The organism is Shinella sp. H4-D48, assembly GCF_022637395.1.
Classification (GTDB): Bacteria; Pseudomonadota; Alphaproteobacteria; order Rhizobiales; family Rhizobiaceae; genus Shinella; species Shinella sedimenti.
Map to the genome: position 1 here is coordinate 93917 of NZ_CP093337.1, position 12752 is coordinate 106668.

Sequence of the window (12752 nt, forward strand, 5' to 3'; positions counted from 1 at the left end):
ACTGGAGCGCATGGATGCAACGAAGGAAGTTCAGCCGCGAGTACAAGCTTGAGGCGGTGAGATTGGTTCGAGAGCGTGGGGTCGGCGTTGCGCAGGCATCTCGCGATCTGGATGTTCATGAGAATGTCCTGCGCAAGTGGGTCAGGGAATATGGTTCGGACCCCGCACAGGCTTTTCCTGGTCAGGGACAGATGAAGCCTGAGCAGCTTGAGATCGAGAGGCTTCGGAAAGAGGTGGCCAAGCTGAAGGCGGAGCGTGATATCTTAAAAAAGGCCGCCGCCTACTTTGCGAAGGACGTGATATGAAGTTCGCGTTCATTGCAAAGCACCGTTCGATCTGGCCGGTGGCATGGCTCTGCGAAGCGCTGGGTGTATCGCGTTCCGGCTTTCACGCCTGGTTAAACCGGTCTCCGAGCCAGCATGCCCGGTATGATGAGGCTCTGCTCGACAAGATCAAGGACAGCTTCAAGGATAGCGACCGCACCTACGGCGCGCGGCGTGTCTGGCACGACCTCCTTGCCGAAGGTCTCTCCTGTGGTCTGCATCGTGTCGAGCGTCTCATGCGCGCCAATGCATTGAGAGCAAGACCGAGACGGCGAGGCTTGCCGAGAGACGACGGCGAGCGCCCGGTCATCATGCCGAATGTGCTAGACCGATAGTTCGCGGCAGCAAGACCGAACCAGAAGTGGGTGGCCGATTTTGCATATCTTTGGACGGCTGAGGGCTGGCTCTATGTGGCTGCCGTCATCGACCTGTTCTCGCGCCGTGTCGTTGGCTGGTCGATGAATGCCAACATGACGGCCCAGCTCGTCACAGATGCGCTGATCATGGCCATCTGGCGCAGAGGCAAGCCGGATGCGCTTCTCCACCATTCGGACCAGGGCAGCCAATACACGAGCGAGCAGTTCCAGCGTCTCATGGCTGATCATGGAATCACCTGCTCGATGAGCCGATCCGGCAATGTCTGGGACAATGCCGCGATGGAAAGCTTCTTCTCATCACTCAAAACGGAAAGGACAGCTCGCAACGTCTACAGGACCAGGGACGATGCAAAGGCGGACGTGTTCGACTACATCGAGCGCTTCTACAACCCAAAGCGTCGCCATTCGACACTGGGCTATCTCAGCCCTATGGAATTTGAAAACAAGGTAGGATTAGCCTAACTCGGTGTCCGAAAAACCGGCAGCAGGCCAGGTCTTCATAGCCCAATTCCTTCTCAAGCAAGGTTGCGGGTCAGGCCCTCGTTTGGTGTTCCACCACCAGCGAGGGCCGCTTAAGTGCCAGGGATCGTTTGACTATCCGGCACGTCCAGACTTAGCCCGGAGATCGCTCGCCGACAAGGAGAATAGAACGCATCCGGAACGAAGAGCTCAGGTATGGTTAATTTTTCTGTTCTTGATCGACGCCAGAGCAACAGCCGGAAAATTCTAGTTCCCGGCGGTCCAAGGTTTGGTCCCATAGCGAGCAAACCCAAGACTCTCCTGAAATTCGAAGGGAAGTTGGGTCTCAGGTCAGAAAAGCCGTATACTGATCTGGAGGCTACTCAGAACGCACCTGGTTGGTAGGTCAACGAATCTGCCTTAAAAAGAGCTACAAGGATCGCATCGCAGAGACTGAATGGTGCAGAACACATGAGAGTTATAATCCGGACAGACGCCTCATCGGTGATCGGCACAGGCCACGTGATGAGGTGCCTGACCTTGGCACGACGACTGCGGTTGCGAGGCGCCACGGTGGTTTTCCTAATGCGACCGCTAAGCGGCAATCTGATGGCGCGCGTCAGGGAGGACGGTTTCTCGGTTGTGGAAATCGGGCAACTCCAAGGAAGCGCAAACCTTACGGAGAAGGATGATGCGGAACTTTGCATTGATGCGATTCAACGAGGCTCTGCTCTCAAGGAACGGCCCGGGGCCTCAAATACGTGGGTCATCGTGGACCATTACAGCTTAGGACAGGCGTGGGAACAGCGAATCCGTTCCGTTGCGCCGCGCATTCTGGCCATCGATGATCTCGCCAACCGAGTTCACGATGCTGATGTGCTTCTCGATCAGAACCTCGTTGCCAATTATCAGGATAGATATAAGGGGCTCGTCCCAGCGGATTGCGTTACGCTGCTTGGCCCGGCCTATGCATTGATCGCGGACCGTTATAGTTCGCTGAGGAAGGAGGTTACCCGCGTCGGCAAGACAATCCGGTCCATCCTTGTCTATTTTGGGGGAGCCGACAAGGAGATGACGTTGATGACGGCGGAAGCCTTGTCTCGCCTTTCGTCTGACTTTGCCGCTCGCGTTATTCTCGATCAGGCCAATCTTCAGTTTGACCAAGTAGAAGTAGTCTGCGCCGCTGATCGGCGCCTTGTGCTCTCGGGTCAGCTTCCTGATCTAGCGCAGGCAATGGCGGATGCGGACCTATTCGTCGGCGCGTCTGGGACCACCAGCTGGGAAAGACTAGCACTTGGCCTCCCCGCCGCGGTCGTCACTCTTGCCGATAACCAGGAGCTACTTTCTCGGGAACTGGAACGACGGGGTTTCATCACCTGGTTGGGGCGCAGTGAAACGATCACCCTCGACTCCCTTGTGCGCGGTCTTCGACAATCCCTTGCTGCGCCGCTTGATCCCGCCGCCTCCGGCCGGATGATGTCGCTGGTGGACGCCCTCGGAGCGGAGCGGGTTGCCGATATCCTGATGCATGTGGGAGGAGAAGGTCTTGAGCTGCGGCTTGCCAGATCCTCGGATAGCGACGTCATCCTCGGTTGGGCTAACGACCCGGTTACGAGAAGGAACGCGTTTAACCCTCGCCCGATCTCTGTTCGGGAGCATCAGGCTTGGTATCAGCGTCGCTTGTCGTCACCAGACGTCGTCTTCCTTCTGGCTGAAACACGCAGCTGTATCCCTGTTGGCCAGGTCCGATTTGAGCGTCAGCCCGACCAGAGCTGGGAGGTTTCCTATCTAGTTGCCCCGCTGTTTCGAGGGCGCCAAATTGCACGCCCAATGCTGGACATGGCCATTCGATGGCTTCGCTCGGATCCCGCCCGAGAGCTCATCTCGGGATACGTGAAACCCATAAACCGGGCCTCAATAAAGGTCTTTGAAGGGCTCGGCTTTCAGCCGTCGGCACAACAGGACCACTCGGAGGCCATACGCTACGAGCTCCCTCTGCGCGGCGGGAGCTAGCAACAATAGCAGGCTTAGTGAAGTTATAACTGGTCTGTCTACTGGCTCTAGCGCCGAGCGGCCTTCGCTACGCACGCAGCGGAAGCAGGAAGCTAGTAAATCCGGGTTCTATTCTCATACACGCTAGCCGGAGCTTCTCCACGCGGCGGGACACGATCTCTAAGCAGGTTTATAGGCTTTGCGCACCAAGATCTTTGCCTCCGCCAAGGCCTGCTTTGCGCCTGCCGGAGTCAGTTCGGTGAAGTGAAATATGCTGGCTGCGGCAACGGCTGAAGCACCGGCGTCTCGGACAGCCTCAACCATGTGCTGGTAGTTTCCCGCGCCGCCTGACGCGATCACGGGGATCGAGACCGCGCTAACGACGGCTTCAACAAGCTTGAGATCGTACCCTTGGAACGTCCCATCCCGTTCAATCGAGGTGAGAAGAATCTCGCCCGCGCCCCTGTCCTCCACCTCTTTTGCCCAGGCAATCACGTCTTTGCCGGTGTCGAGTGTTCCTGACCGGCTGAAGCATTTCCAGCCCGACCCCTCGCTTCGAACATCCAGGCTTGCGACAACACACTGCGTCCCGTGCCGCTTAGCGATTTGGGTCACAAGATCGGGCTTTTCATAAAGGGACGTGTTTAGACTGACTTTGTCGACGCCAGCGCGCAATAGCACCTGGACCTGGTCGATATGCCTGATCCCGCCGCCGAACGTCAGCGGAATGAAGCAGTCCCTGCCGAAATCATTGATGGACTCATAATCCGGGTCGCTATTGTTGATCACAGCAGTGATGTCGACGAGAATCAATTCGTCGACCTCGCGTTGATTGTAGACCTTGATCGCTGGTAGCACCGGTCCCACCCGACGCCAACTGTCGAAACCTACACCTTTCACAAGGCCAAATTGCTTCCACAAAAGGGTCGGTATGACGCGAGTTTTTAACATTATCAGATACTCGCGAAATTCTTGAGAACTGCGAATCCGGCACGCGAGCTCTTCTCAGGATGGAACTGCGTGCCCCAGACATTCCTGTTGTGCACTGCGGCCACAAATTCGGTTCCGTAGAAAGAGACAGCCGCGACATGGTCTTGGTTCTCAGCAATGAAGGCATAGCTGTGAACAAAATAGAAGTCGGAACCGTTGGGTATTCCCGAAAACAGAGTGTCGCCGGAGCTCCGGTGGTAAACTTCGTTCCAGCCGACATGCGGAAGCCTGAGCTTTTGTTCCGAAGCTGGCATCCTGAGGACGGTCCCAGGCACGAAGCCCAGCCCGGGAGTGCCCTTTTCGTCCGCTGCGCCCTCCGCCCCGAAGTCCGAGAGAAGCTGCATTCCCACGCAAACGCCCAGTAATGGTATTCGTTTTTCGGTGACACTCTCTTGGAGAGCATCGACCCATCCTCCGGCATGAAGGCGCATCATACACTCTGTATAGCTGCCGACCCCGGGCAGGACGATCTTTTCCACACCCATAATCTGGGAAGGGTCTGTCAGTAACTTTCCGGTTACAGCCAGTTCCTCAAGCGCGCGCTCGATGGACCCAATGTTCCCCACCCCGTAGTCAATAATCCCGATGTTCATCGCGGTTTCAAACGTTATCGTAGTTTATCTTGGTCAAGTTGCCATGCTTGTCTTTGATTAGGCTACCATCGGGGTGGCGCTTAAATATTCTCTTGTTCGTAAAGCGGTCGCAGATCTTAATGAATTCCTCGACTGAGATGTCTAGAGGTGCGAGAATCTCCTCCAGTGGCTTGTCTAGATAGACCCAAGGGAATTTGCCGTCGTGGTTCTTTACGACATCCAAGCCATCCTGGCGCGTCAACCTTCCCCTCCTGATATGGAGGCAAGCCAGATCAGTTGCCCGTCCGAATCCAAACTTGAGGAATTTGAAATAGTCGTGAATTCCGGTCTGATAGTTGTCCAGGTTCTCATAATTGACGATTGAACCCTCCACCGCCTTGTGAAAGCTGGTGAATCCGTTTGCGACTGAAACGAGCGTATTGCTCAACCCGTCCCATGGCAGATAGTGGCCCAAAAACAGACCCGTCACGCCCACTCGGGCCAGTTCCTCGTCGCTGGGATAGCTGTAGTTGATCAGATCCTTAGCCTGGATACCGTGCTGCCCAATTATGTCGGTGACGCGCATGCCGAGCAGGCCGCCAAATTCCTCAAGCCATCGCCGATTAAGTACATTATTTTCCGCCGCTGTTGCGGGGCCGCCATACTCATTCTGCGAGTTTTCTCCCCATATAATCAGCGGAACGTTGAACTGGACGGCGGCGCGAACTGGAATTGTAAAAATGCCAACATGCTCGGGCCACGATATATCGCCGACCTGCGTCAGGCCTATGCGGTTGAGCTTGGCGCGAACGAGCGGGTTGGGCGAAACCTCAATGTAATCGACGCCCAATCGCTTGATATTATCGATGTTCTTGCGACCGATGCCGGAAAGGTCGCAGGTGGTAGATGTGATGCAGAGCGGATTGAGGCCGAGTTGCAGCATCTTCACCACTTGATAGGTGCTATCCTTGCCGCCGCTGACTGGCACGATGCAATCCCAGTTGGATCCGTCTGTGCAGCGGTACCGGCCCAGAACCTCGGTGAGTTCATTGCGCCGCTTGTCCCAATCCACCGTCTTACGATTCTCATAACTCCGGCACGCGTTGCACACGAATTCTTCATCGAGACGAAGGTCCGGCTTCGTGTCGGGCATGATACAATTTCGGCAATAGATCAGCATCAGCGATTGGCCCCGACAGTTGCCGCCTTTTCCATCAGGAACCAGGTGATGTCGTCCTGCGGGAACTTGGGATCTCGGCGATAGGTGAAGCCATAGTCCACGAGCTTCATCTCTGGATGCCTTTCCATAATCTCGCCCGCGAAATCACGCTTGAATAGACGATCGGAATGGCCACGGTAAGGTATCGCAACCGGCTCCGGGTTGTAATACTCGCACACTAGCATGTAGCGGGATGTCGACTGGACAAGACGGCTGTATACTTGGTCGAGGACATCGGGATTGATGTGGATGAGAACGCCCTTGATGAGGGCGATGTCCCACTGCCCGGTCGGGGAGAATTCCGTAATCGACTGGCAATGCACATTCCCCGGGCCGATCACTTTGCCCAGCTCTTCAGCGGCCTGGGAGTTGATTTCTATTGCGTTGAACTTCATGTCGGGATGCAGGAGTTTCAACGCCCGGATGTTCATCCCGATATTGGCTCCGAACTCGATGCAGCTTTCGCAACGGACTGTTTGCGCAAGCGCCTTGCTGAAAAACTGCAGGTTTGACGCGAGTAGCTGGTCGCCCTGATTTCGCCCGATATAGTCATTCCCGAAATCGCCCGCCCAGAATGCCTCTTGTTCCGTAGCGTAGTGATCTTTATTCATAATCATCCTCGTGGATTAGGTTGTGCTCATTTCACGCAACTGCCTGAACATCCATTCTGCACGTTCCCAATCTTCTGGCGTATCCATATCTTGGACCCGATACCGCGGCAACAGAAATGCAGTTGAACGCTCGCAAAAGATGGGTCTGTTCTCTCGCCAAGCGGCCCGGGAACCCCAGTAGAACTGGCCAGCGTCATGATAGGCGTGGACAAGATCTTGGGATCGTGTGGTTTGGTGTTCGGGATAGAACATCTGAACATGGTTTTGGTCATCTAGCCGGAGCGCCCTCTGGATCGGAAACGCGAAGCTAGTGGCGGAAAAGACGTAGTCGACGTCCGTGGTCCTGAATACTTCCAGGGCATCGTCAATGTCGCTCTGCCGCACGAAGGGCGCGGTGGCATAGATGCAGCAGACCGGCTCCTCCTGCCCGTCTTGGTCTGACATCCAGTTGACCACGTGCTTCATCACCGCGCCGGTTGTAGCGAAGTCATCGGCAAGTTCGGCCGGCCGGATGAATGGGGTCTCGGCGCCATGGGCACGCGCCACCTCGGCAATCTCCGCGTCATCTGTTGACACAATGATTCTGTGGATGTGCCGGCTTGCGGCGGCCGCCTCGATGCTCCACACGATTAACGGCTTTCCGCCGAAACTGCGGATGTTTTTCCGCTCAATGCGTTTGCTCCCACCGCGCGCGGGAATGACTGCCGTTGTCATCTGAGTTGGTCCAACAAACGGAGAATCTGCGCCGCAACATAGTCGACATCCTTCTCAGTCATCGAAGCATACACTGGAATCGAGATCGCTTCCGCGTAGTACTTCGCTGCCGCGGGATAGAGCGCGGGATCGTGCCCAAGATTGCGGTAATGGGGCTGGCTGGGTACCGGTATGTAGTGCACGTTGACGCCGATGTCGGCCTTGCGTAGGCCCTCGAATAGTCTGCGGCGCAGTTCGGACTGGACGCGAATTACATAGAGATGCCACGAGGAGGCGGCGTCCTCGATCAGCGTGGGCAGCTGTAATCCGCTGTCCTTGAGTTTGTCCTCGTAGCGTGCCGCGATCTCGCGTCGGCGCGCCACGAATTGCCCGAGCCGGGACATCTGGCTGAGCCCAAGGGCCGCCTGGATATCCGTTATCCGGTAATTCAGGCCGAGCGCCACCTGCTGATAGTACCATGGCCCGTCTGAGGCGTGCGTCATCTCGCTCCCGTCTCTGGTTATGCCGTGACTGCGGAAAAGCTGCATGCTGCGCGCCAAGGCGGCATCGTTCGTGGTGCAAAGCCCGCCCTCTGCTGTCGTGATAATCTTCACCGGATGGAAGCTGAACACGGCAATGTCGCTGTGGGTGCATTTGCCCACGGGCGCACCAGCATACTCAGCGCCGATTGCGTGAGAGGCATCCTCGATGATCTTAAAGCCATAGGTTTTGGCAAGGGTTCCAATCGCCGCCATGTCGCAGGACTGACCGCACAGGTGAACAGGAACAACGACCTTGGGCAACTTGCCTATTCCCTTGGCCTGTTCTAGCTTCGCTGCTAGCTTCTGTGGGCACATGTTCCATGTGCGATCGTCAATGTCGACGAAATCTACATCAGCGCCGCAGTAGAGCGCGCAGTTGGCGCTTGCCACGAACGTGATCGGCGACGTCCAAACCACATCGCCCGGCCCGACGCCTAGCGCCAAGCAGGCGATGTGTAGGGCGCTTGTGGCGCTGTTCACAGCTACCGCATGGCGCACGCCGCAATGGTCGGCGACCACCGCCTCAAACGCAGGGACGGCAGGCCCCTGGGTCAGAAAATCGGAGGTGAGCGTCGCAATGACAGCGTCGATGTCATCCTGTGAGATGTCCTGGCGGCCGTAGGGGATCATGGCTGGGCTTCCGTTGTTAGCACTTTACCACATGATCGGCGATCAACGCGCGCAACTGTTCAATTGTGAGGAAGTCTTCATTAGTGCCGCTATTATAGCTGAAGTCCATTTCGACGCGACGGCCGCCGGTCTTGGCGAGATACTGGTCGACGACATTGTCGGCGCTCACTGGGAGGATCGCATAGTAATCGCCAATATCGACCGTGTTGAGGCTGTCGCTGACCGTGATCATCTCCTCGTGGATCTTCTCGCCCGGCCTGATGCCCACGACCGGTTTTTCACACTCGGGACCGATCGCTTCAGCGACATCCAAAATGCGGTAGGACGGGATTTTGGGAACGAGAATTTCCGCACCCTGGGCGTTCTTGATCGACCAGAGCACCATATTTACGCCCTCTTCGAGCGTGATGTTGAACCGGGTCATGCGCTGGTCGGTAATGGGCAGCACTCCTGAAGCCTTAGCGTTTAGGAAGAAGGGGATTACCGATCCGCGGCTTCCCATCACATTGCCATAGCGGACGACGGAAAAGCGAAGATCCCTGGATCCGCGGATGTTGTTGGCGGCGACGAATAGCTTGTCTGAGCACAGCTTGGTCGCGCCATAGAGATTGATGGGTGCGGCGGCTTTATCGGTCGATAGGGCGATGACGACCTTGACCTTGTTGGACAGGCAGGCCTCGATGAGGTTTTCCGCGCCGAGCACATTGGTGTTGATATATTCCATCGGGTTGTATTCTGCGGCAACCACTTGCTTGAGGGCAGCGGCGTGGACCACGATATCTATCCCTTCCAGAGCCCTGACAAGCCGACTCCGGTCCCGTACGTCCCCAAGCATGTAGCGCAGGCCAGGATACTTGTGGTCCGGAAAGCGCTGCTGCATCTCGAATTGCTTGAGTTCGTCACGCGAGAATACCACAAGACGACGGATATTCGGACATTGGTCGAGCACCCTCTTCACGAATGCCTGGCCAAAGGAACCGGTGCCGCCCGTCACGAAAATGGACATGTCTTCCGTGATGAGCGTCGCGTCATAGGTCTTAAGCGTCATCATCTTGCTTTCTCAACTCAAGGGCTTCTTAAAGTGCGTCACTGCAATGCCATTCGGCCGGCGGGGGGTCAATCGGGGCGCAGCACTTGCGCATAGCCGCTGAAGTAGGAAGAGATCTAGCCAATGTAGAGTATTCTGCGCCGGCCGGCGAAAACGGACACTAGATGGGTGATGTATTCGTCAATGGGACGGGACAAGATCGGGTTGGTTGGCTTCGATATACTCATGGAGCATACGCGCCATGGAGTGAAGCATGCGGAGCGCATCGGACGAGTGCATGTTCCGAAGCAACCGGCAGCGGCGGATCACGTCCTCGTTTTGCGCCTGGCTTAAACCGGACGACTCCGCTTGGTCGCCCCAGTGGCAACAGAGCCGCGCGCGGCTGTCTTCGGTGCCCAGCTTCCTTCCCTCGCACACAATGCGATAATCGAACTCGTTATTCAGGGCGCACGCATTGTCTTGGGATCGCTGGGAGATGTGGGCACGACCGAAGACAAGTACAACCGGCAGGTCAGGCCTTGCGACTGCTGCCTTTCGTCTCATGCGATCATGTCCCAACTGACCCGCTCGCCCTTGGCTACGTCGCGCGTGACCGGCTTGCCCAGCACGATCTCGTAAAACTTTGGATCGAGGCCGTAGCCGGGGCGCACGATCCGCAGGGTCTCGCTCGTGAACATGTCGCCCGACTTCATGTCCTGGGCGACATAGAGAGAGCGCCTGAAAGCACGGGAGCCTGACTCGGCCTTGGTGCCGCCATAGACGATTTGCCCCAGCGATTGCCAGGCCCTTTCGGTCTCGACCCGGAGCTGAGCGAACTCATCAGGCTCGAGGGAAAATTTCGAATCGACGCCGCCGTCGGCCCGCCGCAGGGTGAAGTGCTTCTCGATGAGGCTGGCGCCGAAGGCCACGGCCACCACGGACACGCCGCAACCCATCGTGTGATCCGAAAGCCCTACTTCACAGTCGAAGGTGTCGCGCATATTGGAGATGGTGCGGACATTGGTGTTTTCCGGTGTCGCCGGATATGTGCTGGTGCATTTCAGGATCGCCAGGTCGCCGCAGCCGTTTTCGCGTGCGGTCTGAACCGCCGCATCGATTTCCCCCACGGTTGCCATGCCGGTGGAAATGATCATCGGCTTTCCTGTGCGTGCCACTTTTGCGATCAAGGGAAGATCGGTGCATTCGAAGGAGGCGATTTTGTAGGCGGTCACCCCTAAAGTCTCAAGAAAATCCACCGACGTATCGTCAAACGCGGAGCTGAAGCAGTCCATACCAAGAGCCTTGGCGTGGTCCATAATTGGCTTGTGCCATTCCCAAGGGGTATGTGCCTCATCATAGAGGTCGTAAAGCCTGTAGCCGTTCCAAAGGCTCTCTGAATCGTTGATCACAAAATCAGGTCTGGAAGAGTCTAGAGTAATTGTGTCGGCGGTGTATGTCTGCAGTTTGACCGCATCGGCGCCAGATCTGGCCGCGGCTTCAACAATCTCCAGGGCCCGTTCCAGCGACTGATTATGGTTGCCCGACATCTCTGCAATAAGATACGGCCGATGGCCAAGTCCAATGCTGCGATTACCGATCTTCATGAGCTTTTAGTTCCATTTTGCGTCCGCGTTAACATGGCTCCCGTTTGCTGTCCATCGTTGCTTTGGCAACTCTCGCGGATTGCCGAAAGTTTAAACTCGCCACACTGCGGAGCGGCGAGACGCAAGCTCCGAGCAGATTTTGGCGGGTTGTCCGCGCGATGGCGTTCGAAAACCTGGTGTAATTTGGTGTGTGTGGTAATGATCGCGGCCGCATGATTGGCCTTACGAAAAAGAGAGAGCAGGTTGTGTGCCATGGACGTGTCGGATGCCCGCAAGCTGAAGGCGATCGAGGACGAGAACGCCAGGCGGAAGAAGCTGCTCTCAAGCTATTAGAGTCCTGTCTGAATAATATTTCAATTCCAGTACTCTAATGATTGTCTCGTTGACTTTAGTTGCATCAAATCGCTCTTCGGCAAGTTCTCGGCTTCGCCGACCCATAGTCGCGATCAACTCAGGTTTTTGAATGAACTTATGCATTGCGGCAGCAAGGGCATTCGTGTCGCGAGGCTCTATCAAGAAGCCGTTTTGCCCATCAATTACTGTTTCGCGACAACCAGGAACGTCGGTAGTAATTACAGCACGTCCCATTGCCATTGCTTCCTGTGTGCTCCGAGGGACGCCTTCGCGATATGATGGAAGAACGAAGACGCTGGTATGCTCCAAGTGTGGGCCAACAGGGACGTGCCCCGTCCACTCAACCAGACCAGCATTGACCCAGTCCGATAGCTGAGTTTCCGTCACTGACTCAGGATTTTTGTCGCGACCACCTACCAGCACAAAACGAACTCCAGGATTTTCGCTCTTTATGATACGCGCGGCTTCTACGAACTCAATAACGCCTTTGTCACGCAATAACCGCGCCACCATTGTGAATGTTATCGGTGTTAACTGAGGCGGCGCTGGGCGCCACTGAGATAGGTCGACTCCAATGCCGCCAATTTTTACCGGCTTAGACTGCGAAAGCAGTCTCATGTGTACAAAGTCGGAGATGTCATCATCGTTTAGGAAGAACACCCGATTTGAACGCTTGAATGAAAAGCGATAGAGGTGTTTCACCAACCAACGCACGGCAGTTTTGAAAACACCGTCGCGCGGATTGGAGATAAACACATAACCCAGCCCCTCAATCATCGAGAAGCGTTTAGGAACGCCTGCGATCCAAGCGGCGACAATGCCGTAAATCACCGGCTTTGCCGCATAGGCCAGGATAAGATCTGGCTTGAGCCGTATCATACATCTGACAATCGAGATCAGGCTCTTCAAATCGGCCAACGGATTGGTTCCAGTGCGAGACAACGATATCGCGACAGGAACAGCTCCGAGTTTACGTATGGCACTTTCCGAATCTTCATCGAGTTCTGGGACCAAAGCGTAAACCGTCATCCCCTTTGCCACCAGAGCTTCAATTAGAGTCCCGCGAAAGTTTATCATCGAAAAGGCCTGATTTCCGACAATGGTGATCACAGTCATTTCAATTTTCCGTTTGAGCTCGAATTTCCAATGAAGAGATGGGGTAGCAGATTGTGATGTTGAAGCTAGGCACGTAGTCGGATGGCAGCGACCGTGCCACGGATCTTAATCCAGATCGGACCCAAGATCAGAATAGCACATCAGGTCAGAAGCATTTACGCGGAGGCTCGACCACCGCGAAATTCCCGCTTCGCGGCTAGCGATTCGCGTCTGTGGGTGATAGTGGTCCGACCGACTCACGGA

10 protein-coding genes and 1 pseudogene are annotated in these 12752 nt (G+C 55.9%); 2 read left to right on the forward strand and 9 right to left on the reverse strand.

Annotation, left to right across the window (positions count from 1 at the left end):
- The first annotated feature begins 14 nt into the window (after window positions 1-14).
- Window positions 15-1162: pseudogene (locus MNR02_RS00455) on the forward strand (IS3 family transposase).
- Window positions 1163-1684: 522 nt separating this feature from the next.
- On the forward strand, window positions 1685-3172 hold the full coding sequence (gene pseG / locus MNR02_RS00460) for a UDP-2,4-diacetamido-2,4,6-trideoxy-beta-L-altropyranose hydrolase (protein ID WP_241948911.1): 1488 nt from the start codon (window positions 1685-1687) through the stop codon (window positions 3170-3172).
- Between the two features lie 159 nt (window positions 3173-3331).
- On the opposite strand, the gene hisF is transcribed toward pseG, so the two are convergent.
- The 9 genes from hisF to MNR02_RS00505 form a co-directional block, all read right to left on the reverse strand.
- Complete coding sequence (gene hisF / locus MNR02_RS00465) at window positions 3332-4102, reverse strand: imidazole glycerol phosphate synthase subunit HisF (protein ID WP_241947686.1); 771 nt, start codon at window positions 4100-4102, stop codon at window positions 3332-3334.
- Between the two features lie 2 nt (window positions 4103-4104).
- Window positions 4105-4734, reverse strand: coding sequence for an imidazole glycerol phosphate synthase subunit HisH (gene hisH, locus MNR02_RS00470; RefSeq protein WP_241947687.1), 630 nt, complete (start codon window positions 4732-4734; stop codon window positions 4105-4107).
- Window positions 4735-4741: 7 nt separating this feature from the next.
- A complete protein-coding gene (locus MNR02_RS00475; protein ID WP_241947688.1) occupies window positions 4742-5866 on the reverse strand; it encodes an N-acetyl sugar amidotransferase in 1125 nt (374 codons plus the stop codon).
- A 26-nt stretch (window positions 5867-5892) separates the two neighbouring features.
- Complete coding sequence (locus MNR02_RS00480; RefSeq protein WP_241947689.1) at window positions 5893-6543, reverse strand: pseudaminic acid biosynthesis-associated methylase; 651 nt, start codon at window positions 6541-6543, stop codon at window positions 5893-5895.
- A 15-nt stretch (window positions 6544-6558) separates the two neighbouring features.
- On the reverse strand, window positions 6559-7257 hold the full coding sequence (gene pseF / locus MNR02_RS00485) for a pseudaminic acid cytidylyltransferase (RefSeq protein ID WP_241947690.1): 699 nt from the start codon (window positions 7255-7257) through the stop codon (window positions 6559-6561).
- Window positions 7254-8408, reverse strand: coding sequence for a UDP-4-amino-4,6-dideoxy-N-acetyl-beta-L-altrosamine transaminase (gene pseC, locus MNR02_RS00490; RefSeq protein ID WP_241947691.1), 1155 nt, complete (start codon window positions 8406-8408; stop codon window positions 7254-7256). Before pseC ends, pseF begins: the two co-directional genes overlap by 4 nt.
- A gap of 16 nt (window positions 8409-8424) precedes the next feature.
- Window positions 8425-9456 (reverse strand): UDP-N-acetylglucosamine 4,6-dehydratase (inverting), encoded by a 1032-nt coding sequence (gene pseB, locus MNR02_RS00495; protein ID WP_241947692.1) that lies wholly within the window; start codon window positions 9454-9456, stop codon window positions 8425-8427.
- A gap of 539 nt (window positions 9457-9995) precedes the next feature.
- On the reverse strand, window positions 9996-11039 hold the full coding sequence (pseI, locus tag MNR02_RS00500) for a pseudaminic acid synthase (protein ID WP_241947693.1): 1044 nt from the start codon (window positions 11037-11039) through the stop codon (window positions 9996-9998).
- Between the two features lie 321 nt (window positions 11040-11360).
- Window positions 11361-12509, reverse strand: coding sequence for a glycosyltransferase family 4 protein (locus MNR02_RS00505; RefSeq protein ID WP_241947694.1), 1149 nt, complete (start codon window positions 12507-12509; stop codon window positions 11361-11363).
- Window positions 12510-12752: the final 243 nt, after the last annotated feature.